This is a genomic window from Pseudomonas sp. 20-5 (assembly GCF_056782835.1).
The window spans coordinates 2,424,555-2,446,668 of sequence record NZ_CM165584.1; the positions used below are offsets into that span (position 1 = coordinate 2,424,555).

Consider the following 22,114-nt stretch of genomic DNA (forward strand, 5'->3'; position numbering starts at 1 on the left):
TTGCCTTGGGAGGAGCACTGCGGCTTTTGAAGGAGGATTGCATGGCTGGACTTCCTGTCTGCAAAGCTCTTCTATCGAGCTGCCTTTCCCATGTTGATGATACGGGCGACCACGCCGGCGATTTGATTCGCCAGAAGCGGGGGAACCGCGTTGCCAACCTGGTGGAACTGTTGGGTTCGGTTCCCCAGAAAGAAATAGTTGTCCGGGAAGGTTTGTAGCCGGGCTGCTTCGCGAACGGTCAGGCTGCGGCACTGCCTTGGGTCGTAGTGAATGAAATAGTGACCGTCCTTTGCAATGTGGCTGGTGATTGTCGTGGACGGAATCCCTCTGCGCTGAACACGGAAACGATCGCTGAACTTGCCGGTTTTCCAGTTCTTGTGGTCCGGTTCCAGCCCCGGGAGATTGAAGTCGTGGTGGCCTTTGGGAGAGTCTTCATAAAGCTCGGCATACTCAGCCGCGTAGACGTATCTGCGCAGGTCGGACTCCATGTGTCCGCGAGCCTCGTGGTTTAGCCAGTATCTGAGCCGATCATCAAGGAGCCAGTCATCCAGATGTGTGCCTGTCAGCCCATCCCATTCGCTCTTGCGGTGAATACGGAGTGCACCATTGCTCATCCCCTCGCCCGAGAATGTGCTTGCAAGTATTTCTAGGCGCTTTGCGAGTGTGAGCCTGCGGGGGACATCAGTCAGCTTGCTGCACTCGTGACTCAGCATCTCCAGGTTCTGGCGAATTAACTCTGCCCATGCCTCTGGAGAGTCCTTCATTCGTGTGAGTGTGCTTCGCAGAGGTGGGAGGCGGCCAATTACCTGGTCGATTGAGGGTCCAGTCGAGGGGACAAGTTTGTGGTCGCCCAAGGCGCCGAAATATTCCTCCGAAACCCCGAGGAGAATGACCCGGTGTCTTGCCTGCGGGATCCCGTAGTTCTCTGCTCGGATGATGTAGTTTGCCGGGTCGATGCTATCCGGAGACGCACCATCCTCGAAAATGTCGTCTGCCACGAGCGAGCAGATTCTGTACTTGGGGCCGTTGCCGTTTTCTCCGAATGCCGCATCCGGATCTGAAAGATCCTGCAGGATCTTCGGGAACATCTGCTCGCCAGCGACACGTGACGAGAGGATGCCTTTGACGTTTTCCATTACGAAGACCGCGGGGCGCTTCTTCTGGATGATGCGCAGGTACTCCCGGTACAGGAAATGGCGATGGTCGTCCTCTGCCCTGTAGTTTTGCTTGCCGCGATTTCGCGCCCGGCCAACGATAGAGTAAGCCTGGCAGGGTGGGCCACCGATCAGAACCCATGGTTTGGTCTCGTCCAAGCGGGACTTGAGAATGCGATCGAGACGTTCGTTGCCCTCTGCGGTACCCAGTTCGAGCTGTTGCGCCTCTTGTTCGGCGTGCCTCCAAGCATCTCGAGTTCTGCTGGTGTATGGGGGGGCGGCATCAGCGGTTTCGCAGAAACTGTAGTATTCCTCTAGATCTTCAGGCTGGTTGCGCTTGAGAAGCCTGTAAAAGGCCCTCAGTTGAAGAGTGGAATGTGCAGACTTTTCCATTTCGGCTGAGACTTTGATTTCAAAGGCCTCGCCCTGGCTGTCCCTATAGGATGAAAAGCCTTCTCCAAGGCCACCTGGACCTGCAAAGAGATCTACTACCTGAATGGGGGGGGTACGACTCATGAATCCACGCTGTATCGAAACGGTTCAAGATGGACATCGTTGAGCCTGCCCGAAGATCCCGAATGATGTCGGGTATCAGGGGGAAGGACACGAAACCTGAAATGCTGGTGCGCAGGTTTTTGCATGCCCACGGCTATCGTTACCGGCTGCATCGCAAGGATTTGCCGGGAAAACCAGACATTGTACTGTCTCGGCTGAAGGTCTGTATCTTCGTACATGGGTGCTTCTGGCATCGCCATCCTGGGTGCCGATTTGCTGTGCTTCCCAAAACTCGAGCAGAGTTCTGGGAAGCCAAACTCTTGGGGAATGTGGCAAGGGACGAACAAGCGATTAAGTCTCTGAATGAGTCTGGTTGGAGGACCATTGTCGTATGGGAATGCCAGCTTCGCGGGTCATCGACTGTTCTGCATGAGCTGCTTGGGGAGCTGCAAAAGCTTGCCTCGCGTTCCCAAGGTCGCCTAGATCACCCCACCTTATGATTCTCTTTGAGAGCAGACAGTACTGGCTCGACCCATGGATGGCATTCCCATCCACCAGAGTCAGTTTTCTTAAGGTAATGTCCGAGAGAACCCAGCAAAAGGCGACGAATTTCCGTCATGGGGTATCCGAGCACTGCCTCCGCATGTACGGCCCTGTCGCCCGGGTTGTCAGAAAAATATCTCAGAAGATCGAGGGCAATCATGCCCAGCTGCGAGGTTCGCTCGACCAGCGCACTCTCGTTCAGGAGCGGGGGGGGTATCGGACTTATGAAGGTCTCTAGTTCACTGGTCAGATCTTCAAGTCCTGGGATGGGCGCGCCTGACTCTCTTGCGCGGTAGGAACCGATGCTTTCCTGCAGATTGGTAGCGGTAGCCCTGAGTGAACTGTCGTCCACATCAGGCATTTCTGGATCATCTAAAGACGCGGACCACTCCCAATCCATATCTACTCCGGATAGGTGCGCTGATTCCGGGGGCAGCTCGGCCACGGAGGAGGGGGTGATACCAGCGCTGTCTTGAGTCCTTCCCGCCCGTTCTCGGAACAGCAGCTGCATCTGCACAAGTCGAAACAGCCGGTGAGCGTTGCGATGCTCTCTGAGAAAGTCCACCAGCAGCTCGCGGGCTTGCTGTTCGAATCTCAGCGCCACCAGAGAGGCTACAGCCTTGGTTATACCAAGCGGTAGGCTTCCCCTAAAGCAGTCCTGCAGCAGTTTCTCGCAGGAATCTGTTTGATCAGGAAGCACTGGCGGTAAAAGATTCTGGATGAGAACGGCCCACTCTGCGGAGCTACATTCCTGGTTGGCAGGCCTATCTAGCTGGATGCAACCATCGACAACAGGCCAATATTGCTCCCGATATTTGACCGCAGGCGTGCCTTCGTCGAGCTTGGTTGAGCAGACGATCCGGTCAATCTCTCGACCGTCGGACATTACTCGAATGATTTCTTCCATCGCCTGATCCGTGCTGCTCAGCTCCATATCTTGGGCCGCCATAGAGGCCTTGTGCCATATGATGCCCTTAAGATGGTCGGTATCCAAGTGTGAAGTGGGTCACGAGGGGCTGAGCCTTTGCGCCTGAAAATCAGGCTGGGGGCCATCCGGGATGATTTGACCCTTTGAGATTCTACCCCAGCCGGAGTGCTGCGTTACTGATCTTGGTCATTCTTTCCATAGAACATCTCTTCAATCTCATCGGCGAAAGGCGTTTTTATGTCATCGGGGACAGGGGGCATGCCGGCTAGCACGGGAATGGCTCTGAACACAGGAGTGACCTGCCCCCCGATTTCAGTACCACGTCAAACTTAGTAGAGTCCGTTTTCCGAGCAGGAGACGGCAGTGAAAAAGCGTTTTACCGAAGAACAGATTCTAGACTTCCTCAAGCAGGCGGAGGCCGGTGTGCCGGTGAAGGAACTGTGTCGCCGACGACGAGATGGCGCGGTTTCGCGGCTACCCGAAAGCGATCCGCACCGACCAGGGGCCCGAGTTCACCGGCAAGGCACTCGATCAATGGGCCTATCAGCGCGTCATCAAGCTGAAGCTGATTCAGCCTGGTAAGCCCACGCAGAATGCCTTCATCGAGTCGTTCAACGGTAAGTTCCGGGACGAATGCCTCAATGAGCACTGGTTCTGTTCGCTGGCCGAAGCGAGAATCCGCATCGCGGCCTGGCGGCGGGATTACAACGAACACCGACCGCACAGCGCGATTGGCAATCTCACCCCGGCAGAATTTGCTGCAAGTTGGCGAACTGGCCAGCAGCAGCTGAAGCAGGAAAAATTAATATCAACCCCAGGGCCTACTAACTAGGTAGCGGTACTAAAACTGGGGGCAGGTCATGGCTGTCGGTGGATGCTCATGGATCGTGATGGACGCTAATTTAGCTTGTATGCCCCGTATTTAGTAGGGTGTAGGCGATCCACTAGCTTCCATGTAGATCCATGAAATAAGCGCATGGGGTACAAGAGGTAGAATATTAAAATCCCTCACCCTCATCTCTTTGCATGACACGTCCACGATGCCCTGAAAGCTGTCCTAAATTCCGCCACGCCCCCGAAAATACCTCGCCGTCTCCTCATCCGTACAAAACACGTAGCACCCCTTCATCCCCCGGGTCATCAGCGTCCGGTAGGTGTTCTTGATGATCAGGTCGGTCTCCTTGCGCGCCAGTTCCGGGTTTTCCTTCATCAGTTTCTTGTAGCCGCGGATGGACTTGTCGTGGCGGTCGCGTTGTTCGGGGGCGGTGATGATCTTGCCGTCGCGGACGATCAGGTCCGGGCCGATGATGACGCCGATGTAGTCGACCTCCAGGCCCTGGCAGGTGTGGATGCAGCCGACCTGTTCGATGGAGTTCTCGGCGATGATCCAGAGGCTGCCGTCCTGGTCGAGGTTCCATTGGCGCTGGTAGTCGCCGATGACGATGTCCTGTTGCCGGGGATCCTTCTTGCTGCGCCACGGCCAGCAGTAGCCGGCCACGACGCGGGCCTTGTTGTTCTGGTTCCGGGCGGCGATGGCGGCGTGCAGGGCCTCGGGGGTGTCGAAGACCTTGAAGTCGTACTGGCTGGCGTCGAGTTGCTGATTGGCGGTCGGGCGGATGTCGAGCACGTCGTCGAGCCAGGCGAGGTAGCCGTCCGAGCCATTGCAGCGGAACTGCGAGGCGAGGCTGTATTCCTCGATCGTGGCGCCTTTCGCCTTGGCGAACTCGCGGATGGCCTGCTTGCTGCCGATGTCGCTGAGGGTGACGCGTTGGTCTTCGTCGATGAAGAAGATGGCGCACTTGGAGGCTTCGATCAGTTCCTTGATCTGGTTTTCGCCGAGGTTGCCGTAGAGCCCGCTCTTCTCGTTCAGGCGGTGGGCCTCGTCGACGATCAGCATGTCGAAGGTGTTGGGCTCGGTCTCGATGAAACCGCCGGAGCCGGTGAACATGTGGGAGAAGCGGCTGCGGGTGATGGAACCCACCAGCCTGGATTCGTAGACCTTGCGTGGCGCGGCGTTCTTGGACACGTACTTGCCGACCAGGCCGAGCCCGGTGAGGTGGACCAGCAGGTTGATCGCCACCACCGTCTTGCCGGTGCCCGGGCCGCCCTCGATGATCAGTACACGGGGATGCGTCTCGGAGGCTGACCTGGCCGCGGCGATGGCGGACTCGTAGATTTCCTTCTGGTCGTCGATCAGTACGAACTCCGGTTGGGCGGCGAGCAGGCCCTTGAGCGAGTCGGCCAGGGCCTTGGACGGGCGGATCCGGCCGTTGGCCAGCTCGTAGAGCACTTCCTTGGCGTCGCCGGTCCTGATGTGCTGCTTGATGAAGCTGCGCAGGCGCGCCAGTTCGTCCTTGCCCTTGAGGAACAGCGGGGCCTTTTCCATGTAGTCGCGGTAGTGCGGGGAGTCGATCACACCGTCGCGCGGGTAGTTGTGCAGGTAGGCGCAGGGGCGGACGGAAATGCTTGCCTCGTAGACCGCCTCGTTGAAGCCCTCCAGCAGGGTAGCGTAGGACCAGGCCTGGTAGGAGGGATGGACGACCTCGCGCAGGCCATTGCCCAGGGCGGTGCGGACGATGGCGTCCTTGCCGGTGGCGCTGGCCTTGCTCCACTGCTTCAGTTCGACCAGCACCGCGTTTTTGCCTCCCGACTCGTCGCGCCCGGTGAGGGTGATGTCGATGCGCTTGGAGGTCTGGGGGATATGCAGCTCGATGGCCAGGCCAGTGTCGTCGGGCACTTCCTCGTCGCGCAGCACCTTGGCCATGTAGCCGAGGGAGCCTTTCCACGAGTTGATTTCCGAGTTGCCGACGCTTTTGCCGGTGACCGCCTTGAAATGCTGGAGGATCACCTCTTCGATATCGTCGTTGTCGCTGTCTTGCAGGAACTGCTTCTTGGTCGCTTCGTAAACGATCACGTCGATCTTCCCTGATATGGCCTTTCTTCAGAACTGGTCGTATTTCTTGCTGCTATTCCGGGCTTTCTCTACCGGGTATTTCCGGTTGTTCTGCTCCAGCTTCTGCCGGGCGGCGGCATCCAGGTCGACGCCGAGGACCGAGGCCAGGCGCACCAGGTACATGAGTACGTCGGCCAGTTCGTCCTGCACCGCCTGGGCGGTGTCGGGATGGCGCGCGGCGTCTTTCGACTGCTCCTCGTCCATCCATTGGAAGATCTCGCTGAGTTCGCCAACCTCGCCGGTCAGGGCCATGACCAGGTTCTTCGGCGAGTGGAACTGGGCCCAGTTGCGCTCGGCGGCGAAACGTTCGAGAGCGGCGGCGAGCTGGCCGACGTCTACCAGAGAGGAGGGGGGCGATGCGTTTGTCACGGCGATATCCAGGAATCTTTTCGGGCTGGCGGCGAGGCGGGGCCTCGGGCGTCTGCGACGCCATTGCCCGCCACCATACTTCCTTCAGACGAAGGGAGAAAGATCGTAGGGATTCTTCATGGGATAGGGGGGCTACAAGCTGTAGGACATGCTCCTGGCGAATCGTCAGCCACCCATAGGTTTTTTGCTGCTTCCTGTAGTCCAGGAGTTCGCTTCACGCTGAGCTTGCTCTCCCATGCTGGCTTCAGCTCGAGGAGACAAGGGTGTCTGAGCGACGTTTTCCTACGATGCCTGGTGCGCGAGCGCAGGGCGAGATGCGGCAGGAATGGGATGAAGGTTCACAGAGAAACCAGCGCCCCCTGAGCAGATACTCTCTGCCCGAGGGGCGCATGGCCTCAATCCTCAACTTGCATGACAAGGCGCCGCCTGGTGACCTGAATGCTCACCTTGCAGCCAACCTCAAAGCCCGCAGCCTCCAGCCAGTCGCCACTCAAGCGCAGGTAGGGAATTTGCCGTGGTTTGCCACGACGTTCCCAATCGCTATGACGGCTTTCATAGAGCTGGTAGCCGATCGTTAGAAGTCGAGAATTCGAAAGAGGGGATTTCTGGGTAGCCATGATTTTTTCCTGTGTAGGTAAAAAACCGCTTGGCTTTCGGGAGCGGCTAACCGCCTAGAGAAGGTGTGTTCAGCACCTGGCCGGCAGGGTAGCGAGGGGGCATCCAGGGGTCAAGCGATGGACTGCCCGGATCGAATGCCTTGCCGCGGCGCCAGCCGGCCCCTTCACAACCCCCTCTGCCGCACCACCCCCATCTCCCGCTGCTCCTCCTCGCCAATCTCCTTCAACGCCACTTCCCCCACCCCCAGCGCGCGTTCCACGCTGAGTTCGCCGCCCTGGGCGGCGAGCAGGGCCTGGAGGCGTTGGAGTTCGCCGCACCAGAGGGTTTCGATGTCGCGGTCGCGCTGGCTGTCGCGGTTGGCGTTGAGGGCGACGGCGCGCAGTTGCAGGCGGTCGTTGTCGGCCTTGCCGCCGACTTCCAGGCCGTAGCCGGGGGTAGCGGGTTTGCGCAGGACGACCCTGCCGGTCTGCGCCCAGGCGGTGGCCATGCCTTCGCGGACTTCGTAGCCGAGGCTGGCGAGGCCCTGGAGCACGGCCTGGCGGCGGGCGAGGGCGGCCTGTTGCTGGAGGTGGGCGGTGAGGATGGCGTTGCATCGCTCGGTGAGTTCGGCGAGTTGCTGCGGATCGCTGTCGGGCTGGCAGGCGGCGGCGCGCTGGAGCAGTTCGGCGTGTTCGGCGGCGCCCAGGGCGGCGACTTCGCTGGCGAGGTCTTGCAGGTGTTCCAGGCGCTGGCGTTGCTGCTGGTGTTCGCGGGCGGCCTGGGCGAGGTCGAGGACCAGGCTGTCGAGCAGCAGGTTGCGGCGCTCCGGGCGCTGTTCGGCTTCGGCGCGTGCCAGTCGCTCGAGGAACGCTTGGGCGCTGGCCTCGCCTTGCAGCAGTTGCAGTTCGGCGATGTGCCGGTCGATGCGCGCCAGGCGCTGTTCGCGCGGGGCGTCCTGTTGCTGGCGGGCGCGCCACTGTTCCAGGGTGATAGGCGCTTCGTCGGTCTTCAGGCGCTGGGCGAGTTCGTGCTGGGCTGCGCTGAGGCGTTCTTCGACGGGGGCGCTGGTGAGGGCGGCGAAGCCCTGGGCGAGCAGGGCTTCCGCGTCGTCGCGGAGGGCGCCGTTGGCCAGCGCTTGCAGGGTTTGCCGGAGTGCCGCGCTGGCGGCATCGGGCCTGGCGTCGAGGGCCTGGAGCAGGGCGCTGGCGTTTTCCTGGAGGCGGCGGTGTTGCTGGCGCGTTTCCGCGGCCTGGCGGATGGCGCGCTCTTCGCGTTCGGCGAGGTCGCGCTTGAGGAATTCGCTTTCGATCTTCACCTGTAGTTGCACGTCCAGCCAGCGTTCCTGTTCGAGCAGGGCGTGCAGGCTGGCGCGGCGGGCGTGGGCGGCGGCGCGCTCGGCGTCGCTGAGCTGGGCGAGCCGGCTGGCCTGGTTTTCCCAGCGCGCGAGGGCCTTGTCCAGGCGTTGCAGGTCGCGCTCGCAGGTGGCGATGGCTTCTTCCCGGGTGACGATTCGTACGACTTTCGGTCCGCTCATTGGGAGGCCTCCGCTGCTGCCGTGGGATGGGTTTCCGCGCTGGGCGCCAGGGCCTTCTCGATGGCGGCGCGCAGCCGTGCGCGTTCGTTGTCGCCGTCGTGGTACCAGCCCTGGGAGGAAACCCGGTGGAGGTGCGGGATCGCCCGTCGCAGCACCGAGGGTCGCCAGATTTCCCGGGCGCGGGCGCGTTCCAGCAGCGGGTGGCAGGGGGCGTCGCATTCGATGCCGATGGCGTAGAGGCCGGTGGCCGGGTTCTCGATGGCGAAGTCGAGGCCGAAGGCGTCGCCTTCGCTGGCGGGCGCGGCGGACCAGCCCAGCGAGCGGATGTACTCGCCGACGATCTCGCTGAAGCCGTCGTGCCGCTGGTAGTGCTGGCGGCGCTGGTCGCTGCGGTCGGTGTGCAGGCGCTCGAGCAACTGGCCGGTGCCGGCGAACTCGCCGGCGGACAGTGCGCGGGCGTATTCCAGGTAGCCTTGCAGGTAGTCGCGCGGGCTGCTCGGCGAGCGCTGGGTGCCGAGCATGTCGGAGATGTCGCCGATCGGCATCGAGGTGATCATCACCACCTTGCGCCGCGCGCGGGTCACCGCCACGTTGAGGCGGCGCTCGCCGCCGGTCTGCCCGAGCACGCCGAAGTTGCGCCGGAAGCTGCCCTGGCCGTTGCGGCCGAAGGTGGAGGAGAAGACGATCACGTCGCGCTCGTCGCCCTGCACGTTCTCCACGTTCTTCACGAACACGCCCATGTCCTCGCCGTCTTCGCTGCGCTCGCGCTCCTCGCTGTAGGCGGCGCGGAACGTCTCGTCCTGCTCGGCGCGCAGTTCCAGGCGCTCCTCGATGAGGTCGGCCTGCTTGCGGTTGAAGGTGACCACGCCCACCGACGGCCGCGCCGCGTAGGGTTGGCGCCAGAGTTCGGCGAGGTAGTCGACGACTCGCTCGGCCTCGCGCTCGTTGCTCTGGTTCTGGTACAGGCCGTTCACCTGGATCAGTTCCAGCGGCTTGATGCGCAGGATGTTGGCCTGCGGATGGCGTACCGGCACGCTCAGGCGGTTGCCGTAGAACGAGGAGTTGGAGAAGCCGATCAGCTCGCGGTAGGCCGAGCGGTAGTGGATCTGCAGGGTGGTGCTGGGCAGGGCGTTGCGCGCCAGTTGCAGGAGGTCCGGGCAGTCCTTGATCTCGCGGCGGTTCCAGGTGTCCTCGTAGGCTTCGCGCTGCTCCTCGTCGGCGTTCTCGTCGGGCGCTTCGCCGTCGAACAGTTCGGCCTCGTCGCTTTCCACGCGGCTGGAGAAGAACGCGGTCGGCGGCATCTGCTTCTCGTCGCCGCTGACCACCGTGACCCGCCCGCGATAGAGGGTCGGCAGGGCGAACTCCACCGGCATCTGCGAGGCTTCGTCGTAGATCACTATGTCGAACAGCCCGGCCTTGAGCGGCAGCACGCGGCTGGCCAGGTCGGGGTTCATCAGCCAGACCGGGCGCAGGCTCATCAGGCCGAGTTCGGCGCCCAGCTCGATGAACTCGCGCAGGCGCCGCGAGCGCTTGCCGGTCAGGCGGGTGACGTCTTCCCACTGCTTGCGGCTGCCCAGGCGCGCGGCGTCGATGCCCTTGCCGAGCAGTTCGCGGTTCAGCGCGCGCATCTGCACATCGGCTTCGGCGAGGCTGGCGACCCTGGCCCTGGCTTCGTCCTGGCTGAACAGCAGTTCCGGATTGTCTTGTTCCAGGCGCTGCTTCCAGCCCAGCCGCGCTTCGCGGTTGAGCATGCGGCGCACCGTGGCTTCGAGTGCTTCGGCGGGAATCGCGTCGAGTCGTTCCTGGCGCTGGCGCAGCAGGGCCAGGAATTCCAGGTCGGTGGCTTCGAGCTGGCCGGCGCGGCCACGGAAGCGCTGGTAGGCGACCAGTTGCGGTAGCGCCTCGCGCAGGCGGCCGAGGGCCGGCAGGTTGCTCTGGTTGCCGGCGATGGCGCGGTGCAGCTGTTCCAGCAGTTCGTCGCCGAGCCAGTCGGCGAGCACCTTCAGTTTGTCCAGGCTGAGCTGGCGTGCGGCCTGGCGGATCAGCGCGGCGTCGAGGTCGCCGAGCAGCGCTTCGAAGCGCTGTTTCTCGCCGGTGAGGATCACCGCGTCGAGCTGCTCGGCGCGCGGCGCTTGGGCCAGGCCACGAGCCAGGGTCTGGATCTCGCGCAGCTGCTGGCTGGCGTGGCCGGCCAGGCCGGTCAGTTCCGGACCGGCATCGGTGGCGACTGTCGCCAGCCCCAGGCTCTGTTGCAGCGTCGCCAGTTGCCGGCGCAGCGGCCGCCACTGGCGCTCCAGGTCGCAGGCGCCGAGGAGGGCGGCCAGGCGGCTGTCGTCGTCGGCCTCGCCGTGCTCGCGCAGGAAGCGCCGCAGGCGGCCGCGCCGCAGCAGGCGCAGCGGGTTGAGCCGAGCCAGCCAGGTGCGTGCCTCGAGCACCTGGCGGGCGTGGGCCTGGAAGCGTTCGAGGTTGTTCTCTTCGAGCATGGCGAGGGCCGGCGACAGCAGCGGCGCATGCCGTTCGAGGTCGAGCTGGCGCAGTTGCCGTTCGATCTGCTCGGCCTCCGCCACCAGGCCGTCGCCACGGCTCGGCTGTCCTGGTGCGGCGTCGCGGAACAGCGGCAGCCAGTGGGCCAGGCGCTGGCGCTGCTCCTCGCGCAAATTCAGCAGGGTACCGACCTGGCTTGCCAGCCAGGCGCGGTAGGGCGTCGGGTCGTCGACCTCGAAGCTCGCCGGGTGTTCGTCGAGGGCTTTCTGCCGGGCCTTCTCCGCTTCGCCGAAGGCGCGCAGGCTGTCGGCGAAGGCTTGCAGGGTGGCCTGGTCGGTGGCGAAGGCGCGCAGTTGCGCCAGCGGGCTGCCCTCATAGTGGGCCGGTAGCCAGAGGCGGACCAGCGGCGCGCAGTTTTCCTCCAGGCGCGCCAGGCTGCCGATGTCCAGCGCCGCCAGGCGCTGGCGCAGGGCCGGGAAGTCCAGCGGCGGCGAGCCTTTCTCCAGCTCGATCAGTTCGCCGAGCAGGCGCCGGTAGCTCAGCCCGGTGGCCTCGTCCACGCGGTGCAGGCTCTGGTGGTAGCGGTCCAGTTCGCCTTCCAGCGTCTCGATACGCGCCGCCAGGCGCTCGCGCTGGCGCTCCCAGCCCTGGGCGCCGCCGGCGTCGGCGAACAGCGCTTCGAGCTGCTCGCGGATGTTGCGGATCACCGGCTCGCGGTCGCGGTTGACGTCGTTGAGCATGACGATGCGCTGGCCCAGACCCTCGGCCACCAGGCGCTTGTGCACCACTTCCAGGGCGGCGTGCTTCTGGCAGACGATCAGCAGGCTGCGCTGGCGGCCGATGGCGTCGGCGACCATGTTGACGATGGTCTGGCTCTTGCCGGTGCCGGGCGGGCCCTCCACCAGCAGCCCCGGGCTCTGCCGGGCCTGCAACACGGCGGCCTCCTGGGACGGGTCGCTGGCCACGGTGAAGTAGCGCTGCAACTCCGGCGGGCTCTCGCGGGCTTCCGGCTCGCCGTTCTCGCGCAGGCGCAGCGCGGTCTCCAGGCCGGTGCCGGAGGGCGGCAGGCTCTTCAACTGGCGCAGGTCCTCGCCGATCGCCTGGCCCATGAAGGTGACGTGGAACAGCACCGCGGCGCAGGCCAGTTGGTCCTGGTAGGGCGTGACCTCGGTGGAACTCGGCGGCAATCCTTCCAGCACCCGCCCGCGCGGGGTGGCGAGCAGGCCGAAGGCATCCATCACGTCGGCGGCGCGCAGCGCGGAGCGGCCGAGCAATTCGTCGGCGACCTTGCGCCAGCGCTTGCACGGCTCGGGGCCGAGCAGGCTTTCCAGGGCCGGGTTGAGGCGCACTTCCTCGCGCTCGCCGTCGAAGGCCAGCGCCACCTGGCCGCGGCTGCCGACTTCCAGTTGCAGCTTCAGCGGCCACAGTAGCAGCGGCACGATGCGCGTGCGGGTGGTGCCGCGCGGGTCGCGGTTGAGCAGGAAGGGGAAGCCCAGGTAGAGGCCGTTGATGCCGGTGTCGCGCTTGTACAGCGAGCTTTGCCGGGACAGCGCGTTGAGCCGCACTTCCAGTTGCGGGTTGGCGAGGAAGCTGTCCGGGTCGAGGCTCACCGCGCGGGCGTTGCGTTGCAGCAGGTGGTCGAGCAGGGCGGCGGCGGGGCGTCGCGCGCTGTGCAGTTCGTTGAGGTCGATGCGTGGGGTGCTCTTGCCGATGCTCATGCGCACCAGCGGCCCGCGCATCACCGCGGCGACCACTTTCTTCTCGAAGAAATCGAGGATCTGCGACACGTACTGCTGCTTCTGCGGTTCCAGCCACTGTTCCGGCGGGATCGCCAGCAGCACCAGGACCCTCGCCAACGGCATGCGCCGCTCCAGGCGGAACTGCTCGGCCCATTCGTCGACCCTGGGCACGCCGCTGCGGGCGAAGCCGCTGATGCGTTCGTCGACGCGGCGGTACAGCTCCTGCCGCGAGTGCTGCAACAGGCCGCGCGCGGTCTCCGCGTCGAACAGGTGCACATCGGCGTCGCGGGCCAGGCCGGCGGCTTCCTCGACGATCGCCTCGGCGGCACGGAACTGGCCGATGTTGGCGCTGAGCAGGACGATCAGGTCTTCCTCGGCGATCACCCGGCGCTCGGCCAGGGCCAGCAGGCCGGGGTGCTCGGTGTCCGGCAGGAGGCGCTGGCGCTCCTGCCACTGCGCGGCGAGGCGCGCCCGCGAGGTTGACAGCAGGTAGATGCGCAACTGTTCTTCGGCAAGTTCGATGTGCTGGTGCAGGGCGCGCTGGCGGACGTTCTCGGCGCGGGTCTTGAGCCGCGACAGCCAGCTTTCGGTGTGCAACTGTTCGAGCAGGTCGGGCACCGAGCCGCTGATCAGCCGGTAGCCCTCCAGCGGATGCTCCAGCAGCCAGCCGGGGGTGACGATCTCGCCGCGCTGGATCAGCGGGATTTCCGGGTTCAGCAGCTTGAGCGCCAGCATCAGCCGGAAGTCGTCCTCCAGCCCCTCGTGCTGGGCCACCTGGCGCAGGCCGGCGAGCAGCCAGGGCGACAGGCCGATGTGCTCGGCCCAGGTGACGATCGCCCCGCGCAGCAGGTGGTCGAGGGCCTCCGCCCAGTGCTCGGCCTGGGCCGCGGCCAGGGCGAAGACCGTCGGCTTGCGGAAGCGCCGTGCGCCGAGGGCGATGCTGGCGCCTTCGGCGTCGTCCTTTTCGCTGTCCGCCGAGGCCGGCGCGTCCACCGCCTCGCCGTTCAGCCAGGCCTGTACCTGCGGCCACTGCCAGCGCTGGTGGCGGTCGCGTGCAAGCAGGCCGCGCAGCAGCAGGTGCAACTGCGGGTCGAGGTCGTCGGGCAGCGCCACGCCGTTGGCCAGCACGTGGATCAGGAAGGCGTTGGCGTTGACCCCTTCGAAGCAGGCGCCGCGGGTCAACTGCTCCAGCAGGATCATGCCCAGGCTCCACCAGTCGGAAGCCGCCGCCACGCCGCCGGCGATCGCCTCGGGGGCCATGTAGCGGCTGGTCTCCAGCGGCGAGACGATATCCAGGTCGAATTCCGACAGGCGCGCCGAGCCGAAGCCGCTGATCACCAGGTCCAGCGGCTCGTGGCTGCGCACCAGCAGGCTGGCCGGGCGCAGGTCGCGGTGGCGCAGGCCGGCCTCGTTGAACACGTGCAGGGCGTGGCCCAGCTCGCGGACCACGTGGCGCACCGCCTCGCGGTCCTCCAGCACGGTGCCGAGGTCGGCGAGGCTGCCGCCGGTGAGTTCCTCGACCACTTCGTAGGCGCGCTCGTCCCAGCGGCCGCTGGCGAGGATTTCCGGCACGTGTTCGCGCGGCAGGCGGCGGATCACGTCGTAGATCGCCGGGTCCGGCTCGGCGCCCGGGCGATACAGGGTGAGCACCGCCTGGCGGGCGCTTTCCGCGTGTTCGGCCAGGTAGCGCTCGCGCACGCCGTCGCTGCTGGCGACCTGCCGCAGCAGGCGCCAGCCGTCGATCAGGGTTTCCGTGACGGCGGGCTGCGGCGTGGCCTCGGCCTGCATCGGCAGCGGCTCTTCGGCCGGCGCGGCGCCGCACTCCAGGCACATCAGGTCGCCGGGTTGCAGCGGGTGGCCGTTGGCGCAGAGCGGGGCGGACGCCGTTGGCGGCTCGCTGGCGGGCGGCGCGATGGCTTCCTGGGTCAGCACCGGTTGCGGTCGCCAGCCGGCGGGATGGATGGCTTCGGCGGAAAGGTCCCAGCCGCAGGGCTGGCCCTGGATCGAGCCTTCGCAGAAGATTTCCGAAAGCGAGCGTTCGCTCTGGCAGTTGGGGCAGAAACGTATCATCGGTATCGATCCATTCAGCGCGGCCGATGGGCGCTGACGCTAAGTTGGTGGCCCTGTTCGCGCAGCAGGTCCTGTAGCCGCAGCAGGTCGTCGCGGCGCGGGATGCCGGCCATCCACACGCTGCCGTCATGGTCGAACATCAGGTCGAGGGCCTTGTCGTCTTCGCGCAGTGGCCGCTGGTAGCCGCCGAGGCGCGCGCGGCCGAGGTCGGTGAGCAGGCTCAGGCGCTGGTTGTCGCTGCCGCGCAGGGCCAGGCTCTGTTCGGCGTGCTGTTGGTAGGGGTCGCTGATCAGCGCGTCGATCAGCCCGGCGGCCTGTTCCAGTTGCGCGTGCAGATGCTCCAGCGGGTAGCCGCTGTAGACCAGGATGTCGGCGCGGCTGCGCTGGCGCAGTTCGCCGAGCAGGGCGAGGAGGGCAGCGAACTGCTCGAAGGGTTCACCGCCGGAGACGGTGATGCCCTCGGCCTGCTCCAGCCATGGCTGGATGTCGGCGAGCAGGCGTGCCAGGGCGATGCGCCGCCGGCCTGGCCCCCAGGTATCGGCGGAGATGCAGCCGGGGCAGCGGATGCTACAGCCCTGGAACCAGATGCCTAGGCGCCGCCCCGGGCCCAGGGTGGTCACCGGGAAGTGCACCCGCGACAGGCTCAGTTCCATCTCAGCGGCGTTCCAGGGTCAGGCCGTCGGCGTCCAGGGCGCTGATCAGGAAGCGCTCGCCCGGCTGCGCGTCCTGGTCGAACAGCGCCCGCGACAGCGGGTTGAGCAGGCGCGCTTCGAGCTGGTTGCGGATGCCGCGGCCGCCGTTGGACAGGTCGCCCAGGCAGAGGTCGTGCAGCGCCTGGCGCGGCGCCTCGGCCAGCTCGATGACGAGGCGCTGCTCGCGGAGGTCGGCGAAGGTGCCGTCGACCATCTGGGTGAAGATCTGCTCGGCGACGTCGGCGCGGATGAAGTCGAAGACGATGATGTTCTCGCCGATCCGGTTGAGGATTTCCGGGCGGTTGAGAACCAGCTTGAAGTAGCGCTCGATCTCGCCGTGGACCTTGCCCTGCACCGCCTCGAAGGGCTCGCCGGGGAGCACGTTGGCGACCCGTTCGCCGTTTTCCCCCTGGCGGTAGATGCCCAGGTTCGAGGTGAACACGATCAGCGCCTCGGAGAAGTACACGCGATCGCCGCGCCCGGAGGTGAGCACGCCGTCGTCGAGGATCTGCAGGAACTTGTCGAGGATCCGGGGGTGGGCTTTCTCGATCTCGTCGAAGAGCACCACGCTGAAGGGTTTTTCGCGGATCGCGTTGGTCAGTTCGCCGCCGACGTCGTAGCCGACGTAGCCGGGCGGCGCGCCGATCAGGCGCTGGTCGGCATGCTCGGCGCTGAACTCGGACATGTCGAAGCGGATGTAGGCGCTCTCGTCGCCGAACAGCAGGCTGGTGACGGTCTTCGCCAGCTCGGTCTTGCCGACCCCGGTGGGCCCGGCGAGGAAGGCCACGCCGCGCGGGCGGTTGCCCTTGCGGCTGGCGCCGACCCCGGTCATCGCGCGCTTGACGATGTCCAGCATGTGGGTCACCGCGTGCTGCTGGCCCTTGACCCGGCGGCGGACGATCTCGTCGGCCTGGCGGATGCGCCGGCGGTCGATCTTCAACCAGGGGTCTTCGGTGACGCCGACCTTGTAGCGGCGCACGGCGTCGGCGATGCGTTCCATGGCCAGGCCTTCCACGCGCGCCAGCTGGACGATGGCGTTGAGATCGAGGAGCAGCAGGCCTTCGGTGTTCTCGACGAAGGTCGCGGCGGCCTGTTGCAGGGCCTCCTCGGCGACGCCCGCGCCGCCGAGCCCGCCGAGCCCGCGGAGCAGCGCCGGGGCCAGGGCCCGGCGCGCCGCCTGGTCGGGCTTCGACACCGGGATATGGCGCAGGCGCGGGTTGTCCACCAGCAGCCAGTCGGGCAGGTCGCCTTCCTTTTCCACCACCCACAGCACGCTGTTGAAGAACGGTTTGCGCTGTTCCCCGGCGGGACGGCTGCGGGCCTGGTGGGAGAGCACCAGGGCCTGGGTGAACAACTGATGCTCGGCGGCGCTCAGGGCGTCGTTGCGCACCGCCAGGCGCGAGGCGAAGTCGACGATCAGGGCGATCGGCTCGCCGCTACGGTTGACCAGGCGTTGCAGGGTTGCGCCGAGCAGGTCGGTGCCGGCCGGCGCGGCGCCGTCCACCGGGGTCAGGCCGAGGTCGAGAAGCACCTGCGGAGTGGCGCCCGCCTCGCTGCCCGGCCGGCCGAGCACGCGGAACCCGGCCAGCGGATCCCAGGCCAGCACCTGGGCGTAGCCGGCGTCCAGCAGGGCGTCGCAGAGGGTCTGGTTGAAGCTCTGCGCGGTGACCGTGCCCGGCACCACTTCGCAGGCTTGCAGGTCGCGGATGTTCCCGGAGAGGACGAATTGACTCTTGAGGGGCAGGAAGCGCAGGAGGTCGCGCAACCAGCGTGGCTTTTCGAACAGTGCAGTCCCTGGCATCGATAGTCGCTCACAGCGTGTGTCGTGGCCACAGCATATTGCCCCGAGGGCCATGTCTCCAACCCTGACCTCGCCGGAGGCGACGAAACCTGCCAGTCAGGCGTGCGCTGCGCGGGTGGCCTTTCCTCTGCCCGGCTCGTTCCACCCATGCTCCGCAGGGGATCCGCGCCGCCCGCTGGCACTTGGCGCAAACGCCGCCGCATGCCGGCGGAGAGAGCGGCACCCGCCGCCTACGGTGCCTTGTCGGCCAGCGCCTCCAGCAGGTCGGCGGAAGGTACGAAGAACAGGCTGCCGGTCACCGCCCTGCTGTAGTCCAGCAGGCGGTCGTAGTTGCCCGCTGGACGGCCGACGAACATGTTCTCGAGCATTTCCTCCAGTGGCTGCGGCGAGCGCGCGTAGCCGATGAAGTAGGTGCCGAACTCGCCGGAGCCGGGACGGCCGAAGGGCATGTTGTCGCGGAGGATCTTCACTTCCTCGCCGTCCTTGACCAGGGTGGTCAGGGAGCTATGCGAGCAACTCGGCTTGAGCGCTTCGTCCAGCTCGATGTCGGACAGCTTGGTGCGGCCGATGATGCGCTCCTGCGCCTCGGTGGTCAGGCCGTTCCAGCCGGCCATGTCGTGCAGGTACTTCTGTACCAGTACGTAGCTGCCGCCGGCGAAGTCCGGGTCCTCGTCACCGACCAGGGTATGGCGGGCGACGTCGCGACCGGTCGGGTTCTCGGTGCCGTCGACGAAGCCGACCATGCTGCGCATGTCGAAGTAGCGGAAGCCGTGGACCTCGTCGACCACCTTGACCGCTGTGCCGAGCCGGCCGAGCAACTGGGTCGCCAGTTCGAAGCAGAGGTCCATCTGTTCGGCGCGGATGTGCAGCAGCAGGTCGCCCGGGGTGGACACGGCGACCCGCTCGCCGCTGCCGATCTCGCGAAAAGCGTGCAGCGACGCCGGGCGCGGCGAGCCGAACAGGCGTTCCCAGGCGGCGGCGCCGAAGCCGGTCACGCAGGACAGGTCGCCTCCCGGCACGCGCTTGCCGACCGAGCGCACCAGCGCCGCGATGTCGCCGCACAGGGTGCGCACGGTGGCGGCGGGTTCCTCGCCTGGCGCCAGGGTCGCGACGAGGAAGATCGCGCTGCGGGTGATCGGGCTGTCGACCGCTTGGGGTACGGGGGATTCGTTGACCATCCGGGTGTGACCTCATCGAAGCTGGAAAGGCGAGCCTAGCAGAGTCGGAGCACGCTCTGGCTGTCCTCGATCAAGGCCTGCCCGGGGTTCAGCCGTCGTAGCTCCGGCAGCCCCAGCGGAACGCCTGCGCCGCCGCCTCGATCCCGCGCCCGATCACCAGGCGCGGCGGGCTTTCGTCGAGGCCGGGACGCGGCGACAGCGGCCGGCTGTAGAGCACCTCCAGCTCGCCGAAACCATCCAGCGCGGCGCGTTCCGCCGGGTGCGGCGTCGCGCCCTGGCGCCGGGCGAAGTCTTCGAGGTCACCCTCGGCGTAGGCCATCACCAGCACGCCGCTGTCGCCGCGTACCCGCACCGCGTTCACCAGGCTGCCGTCGATGCGCAGCGGGGTGGCGAAGCGGTAGAGCAGGTCGAGGGTCTCGCCGGGCGCGCGATCCAGCACTTCGACGCCCTCGGCGCGCAGGCGCTCGGCGGTTGCGCGGTCGCGGGCGTCGGGGAAGTCGCCGCGGCAGTGCAGGGCGTCGGCGAACAGCGCGGTCAGGTTCGGTGCTGGCGGGGCAGGGGACGTGCAGGCGGCCGGCAGGAGCAGCGCCAGGCCGGCGGCGAGACGGAGCAGGTAGGGGTGGGCGTTCATGTAGCCTTCCGTTGGCGGACAGTGCGGTGGGAGGAATTGCCAGCAGATGCTTCCGCGATACTGGCGGCCTGCGCTCAGAGCAGTACGGGCAGCGCGTCTTCGCCCAGCCCCGCTTCTCTCAGTCGCGCCCTGGCCCTGGCGGTCGCGCGCACGGCGTCGAGGTCGCAGCCGCGAGGAATATAGACCGGATCGAAGCCTTCGAGCACCAGGTAGGTGGAGGCCTGGCCGCGGGCATTCAGGTAGGCGTTGAAAGCCCGGTCGGCCGGGCGCAGAAAGACATCGCACCAGTACGGCAAGCGCTGGGCGAACAGCGCCTTGGCGATCTCCAGGTGCTCTTCGAACAGTTCGTCCATGCTGCCTCCCTTCTCCTGGCGGAATAACGTCACTCTTCGCTACGGCCGTCGCCTTCGCGATCCCTTTCATAGTGCCGTGCCAGCGGAAACGCCGGCAACCAGCCCTCGCGGCGGATGGTCCAGAGTTCGTAGGTGGGCTGGAACTGGTCGGGAGCGTCGAGGGCGCCGAGGCTGACCTCGATCTCGTCGGCGCTGCGCGAGAACACCGACGAGCCGCACTGCGGACAGAAGAAACGCCCGGCGTAGTCGCGGGTCTCGCCCTCGATGCTCACCGCCTCCTCGGGGAAGATCGCCGAAGCGTGGAACAACGCGCCGTGGTGCTTGCGGCAGTCGAGGCAGTGGCAGAGGCCGACCCGGTAGGGCTGGCCGCTCGCCACCAGGCGGACCTTGCCGCAGAGGCAGCCGCCGGTGAATCGATCCATTTCAGTACTCCTCTGCAAGGCGTTGGGGCGCTCAGCCCTTGAAAGCCTTCTCTATGGCGGCGATATCGATCCTGCCCATCGTCATCATCGCCTCGAAGGCGCGCCTGGCCGCCGCGCGGTCGGGGCTGGCGATGGCTTCGCTGAGAACGCGCGGGGTGATCTGCCAGGAGATGCCCCATTTGTCGCGGCACCAGCCGCAGGCGCTTTCCTCGCCGCCATTGTCGACGATGGCGTTCCACAGGCGGTCGGTCTCGGCCTGGTCGTCGGTGGCGACCTGGAAGGAGAACGCTTCGCTGTGGCGGAAGGCCGGGCCGCCGTTGAGGCCGAGGCAGGGAATGCCCATCACCCGGAACTCCACCGTCAGCACGTCACCCTCCTTGCCGGAAGGGTAGTCGCCGGGCGCACGATGGACAGCCAGCACGGCGCTGTCAGGAAATGTCTCGGCGTAGAAGGTCGCGGCCTCCAGGGCGGCACTGTCGTACCAGAGGCAGATGGTGTTCTTGCTGATCATGGCTGGGTCTCCATGGGCGGGGGCGACCGTGGAAGTCTAGACCTGCGGGCGTTTCGAGCCGTGCTGGGCGCCGAACGGTGGCGCTGCCGGGCGATCGCATGCGCAGTTGCAGTTCCGCTTCGGGCGTAAATAGAATGAGACTCATTATCATAAGTGTCGTGGACTGCCATGCTCCCTCCCGCCAGCCCCCATCCACCGCAAGAAGAACGGCCAGCGTGCCCGACGGCCTCGATAGGCAAACCCCGCGTCGAGCATGGAAGCCGGCTCTGGCAATGGCTTCGCCTGTGCCTGGGCAATGCCCAGGATGCCGCCGATTTCGCCCACGGCACCTTCGTGCGCGTGTTCGCCTGGCGTAGCGCCGAGGCCCTCCGCGAACAGTGCTGCTACCTGAGCGCGAGCGTCCGGGCGCTGATGAGCGACAGCTTCCGCCGCTGCGCCACCGAGCAGGCCTATCTGGACAGCCTGGCCGCGCGGCCGGAGCCGCTGGACATTCCAGCGCAAACGCGACTGTCGATCCTGGAGACCCTGACTGCCATCGACCTCGCCCTCGACGGCATGGGCGAGCGTACCCGCCAGGTGTTCCTCGCGGTACAGCTCGAAGGGCTTACCTACAGGTCGGCCGGCGAGCGCCTGGGCGTCTCGATGACCACCGTGGAGAACCACATGGTTCGCGCCATGACCCGCTGCCTGTTGCTCTGCAAGGACTGACCATGGAACTGGAGATCGAGGTGCTGGAGGCCGCCGCCACCTGGTACGTGCGCTTCGGCGCGGAACCGCCGAACGATGGCGAGCGCCAGGCCTGGCGCGAATGGCTGGAGGCCGACCCGCGACACCGTCGGGCCTGGGAGCGTATCGAGCGCTTGCAGGGCCAATGGGCGGCGCTGCCGGCGGAGACCTCCCTGCACACGCTGGCAGGCGTGCATGCGCGGCGCCGAGCGCTGCTCAAGACGCTCGCCCTGCTGGCCTGCGCCGCGGGTAGCGGCTGGCTGGCGAGCGGCGGCCTGCCTTACCGTGCGCTCCTCGCCGGGGAGCGCACGGGCGTCGGCGAACGCCGCCAACTGCGCCTGGCGGACGGTACCCGGGTCGACCTGAGCAGCGCCACCGCGCTGGACCTGGCCTACGACGAAAGCCTGCGCCAGGCGTACCTGTGGCGGGGCGAGATCCTCGTGGAAAGCGCGCAGAGCGCTCGCCCGTTCCTCGTGCACACCGCACAAGGCAGCGTGCGCGCGCTGGGAACCCGTTTCAGCGTGCGTTGCGAGGGGCCGCGCACGCGCGTTTGTGTCCTCAGCCATGCAGTGGAGCTACGCCCGTTGCAAACGCCGACCCGGCCGATGCGCCTGCCAGCCGGCCAGCAGGCTCTCTTCGACGAGCGACGCGGCTACTCGTCGACGCCCTTGCGCGAAGGCGAAGGCAGTTGGACGCAGGGCGTGCTGACGGTGGTGGACTGGCCGCTGGGCGAGTTCATCGCCGAGCTGTCCCGCTATCGCGCCGGGGTGTTGCGCTGCGCCGCCGAGGTGGCGGAGCTGCGCCTTTCCGGCGCCTACCGCCTGGACCGGATCGACGCGGTCCTGCAGAACCTGGGCAAGTCGCTGCCTGTGCGCGTGCGCTACCTGACGCGTTACTGGGTCACCGTCGAGTCGGTCTGAAGGACAGACGCAGA

17 protein-coding genes and 2 pseudogenes are annotated in these 22,114 nt (G+C 66.2%); 5 read left to right on the top strand and 14 right to left on the bottom strand.

Annotation, left to right across the window (positions count from 1 at the left end):
* Positions 1-71: 71 nt before the first annotated feature.
* Positions 72-1,670, bottom strand: coding sequence for a DNA cytosine methyltransferase (locus AC1RB9_RS11540; protein ID WP_031628281.1), 1,599 nt, complete (start codon positions 1,668-1,670; stop codon positions 72-74).
* A gap of 29 nt (positions 1,671-1,699) precedes the next feature.
* Between AC1RB9_RS11540 and AC1RB9_RS11545 the strand changes: the two genes are divergently transcribed.
* Positions 1,700-2,149 (top strand): very short patch repair endonuclease, encoded by a 450-nt coding sequence (locus AC1RB9_RS11545; RefSeq protein ID WP_003451864.1) that lies wholly within the window; start codon positions 1,700-1,702, stop codon positions 2,147-2,149.
* On the opposite strand, the gene AC1RB9_RS11550 is transcribed toward AC1RB9_RS11545, so the two are convergent.
* Positions 2,134-3,126, bottom strand: coding sequence for a hypothetical protein (locus AC1RB9_RS11550; protein ID WP_223818289.1), 993 nt, complete (start codon positions 3,124-3,126; stop codon positions 2,134-2,136). The two genes, AC1RB9_RS11545 and AC1RB9_RS11550, sit on opposite strands and share 16 nt — an antisense overlap.
* 357 nt (positions 3,127-3,483) lie before the next feature.
* Between AC1RB9_RS11550 and AC1RB9_RS11555 the strand changes: the two are divergent.
* Together AC1RB9_RS11555 and AC1RB9_RS11560 are read left to right on the top strand one after the other, a co-directional pair.
* Positions 3,484-3,531 (top strand): annotated as a pseudogene (locus AC1RB9_RS11555) (hypothetical protein); the annotation flags it as partial.
* 40 nt (positions 3,532-3,571) lie between these two features.
* Positions 3,572-3,952: pseudogene (locus tag AC1RB9_RS11560) on the top strand (integrase core domain-containing protein); the annotation flags it as partial.
* A gap of 225 nt (positions 3,953-4,177) precedes the next feature.
* Here AC1RB9_RS11560 and AC1RB9_RS11565 read toward each other — a convergent pair.
* From AC1RB9_RS11565 to AC1RB9_RS11620, 12 genes are all read right to left on the bottom strand, one after another.
* The gene (locus tag AC1RB9_RS11565) at positions 4,178-6,034 is read right to left on the bottom strand and encodes a DUF2075 domain-containing protein (protein WP_003451856.1); all 1,857 of its coding nucleotides are present in this window, start codon (positions 6,032-6,034) and stop codon (positions 4,178-4,180) included.
* A gap of 27 nt (positions 6,035-6,061) precedes the next feature.
* Complete coding sequence (locus AC1RB9_RS11570; RefSeq protein ID WP_003155927.1) at positions 6,062-6,442, bottom strand: nucleotide pyrophosphohydrolase; 381 nt, start codon at positions 6,440-6,442, stop codon at positions 6,062-6,064.
* Between the two features lie 395 nt (positions 6,443-6,837).
* The gene (locus AC1RB9_RS11575; protein WP_003451853.1) at positions 6,838-7,059 is read right to left on the bottom strand and encodes a SymE family type I addiction module toxin; all 222 of its coding nucleotides are present in this window, start codon (positions 7,057-7,059) and stop codon (positions 6,838-6,840) included.
* A gap of 164 nt (positions 7,060-7,223) precedes the next feature.
* Positions 7,224-8,573 (bottom strand): coiled-coil domain-containing protein, encoded by a 1,350-nt coding sequence (locus AC1RB9_RS11580; protein WP_003451850.1) that lies wholly within the window; start codon positions 8,571-8,573, stop codon positions 7,224-7,226.
* Positions 8,570-14,866 carry an AAA domain-containing protein gene (locus AC1RB9_RS11585; protein ID WP_003451847.1) on the bottom strand — a complete coding sequence of 2,099 codons (6,297 nt, stop codon included), beginning with the start codon at positions 14,864-14,866 and terminating at the stop codon, positions 8,570-8,572. Before AC1RB9_RS11585 ends, AC1RB9_RS11580 begins: the two co-directional genes overlap by 4 nt.
* Positions 14,867-14,880: 14 nt before the next feature.
* Positions 14,881-15,519, bottom strand: coding sequence for a 4Fe-4S single cluster domain-containing protein (locus tag AC1RB9_RS11590; protein ID WP_003451845.1), 639 nt, complete (start codon positions 15,517-15,519; stop codon positions 14,881-14,883).
* A 1-nt stretch (position 15,520) separates the two neighbouring features.
* Positions 15,521-17,413, bottom strand: a complete 1,893-nt coding sequence (locus tag AC1RB9_RS11595; protein ID WP_079275393.1) for an AAA family ATPase — start codon at positions 17,411-17,413, stop codon at positions 15,521-15,523.
* Positions 17,414-17,589: 176 nt separating this feature from the next.
* The gene (locus AC1RB9_RS11600; RefSeq protein ID WP_003451839.1) at positions 17,590-18,537 is read right to left on the bottom strand and encodes a Dyp-type peroxidase; all 948 of its coding nucleotides are present in this window, start codon (positions 18,535-18,537) and stop codon (positions 17,590-17,592) included.
* Between the two features lie 88 nt (positions 18,538-18,625).
* Positions 18,626-19,168, bottom strand: a complete 543-nt coding sequence (locus AC1RB9_RS11605) for a hypothetical protein (RefSeq protein ID WP_003090607.1) — start codon at positions 19,166-19,168, stop codon at positions 18,626-18,628.
* A 74-nt stretch (positions 19,169-19,242) separates the two neighbouring features.
* Positions 19,243-19,521: a hypothetical protein gene (locus AC1RB9_RS11610; protein WP_003090604.1), complete on the bottom strand. Its 279-nt coding sequence runs from the start codon at positions 19,519-19,521 to the stop codon at positions 19,243-19,245.
* A gap of 29 nt (positions 19,522-19,550) precedes the next feature.
* Positions 19,551-19,943: a GFA family protein gene (locus tag AC1RB9_RS11615; RefSeq protein WP_003090602.1), complete on the bottom strand. Its 393-nt coding sequence runs from the start codon at positions 19,941-19,943 to the stop codon at positions 19,551-19,553.
* A 31-nt stretch (positions 19,944-19,974) separates the two neighbouring features.
* The gene (locus AC1RB9_RS11620) at positions 19,975-20,454 is read right to left on the bottom strand and encodes a VOC family protein (protein ID WP_003131038.1); all 480 of its coding nucleotides are present in this window, start codon (positions 20,452-20,454) and stop codon (positions 19,975-19,977) included.
* A gap of 168 nt (positions 20,455-20,622) precedes the next feature.
* On the opposite strand from AC1RB9_RS11620, the gene AC1RB9_RS11625 reads away from it, so the two are divergent.
* Both AC1RB9_RS11625 and AC1RB9_RS11630 read left to right on the top strand, forming a co-directional pair.
* Complete coding sequence (locus AC1RB9_RS11625; protein WP_003451835.1) at positions 20,623-21,162, top strand: sigma factor-like helix-turn-helix DNA-binding protein; 540 nt, start codon at positions 20,623-20,625, stop codon at positions 21,160-21,162.
* A gap of 2 nt (positions 21,163-21,164) precedes the next feature.
* The gene (locus tag AC1RB9_RS11630; protein WP_003451832.1) at positions 21,165-22,100 is read left to right on the top strand and encodes a FecR domain-containing protein; all 936 of its coding nucleotides are present in this window, start codon (positions 21,165-21,167) and stop codon (positions 22,098-22,100) included.
* Positions 22,101-22,114 lie beyond the last annotated feature (14 nt).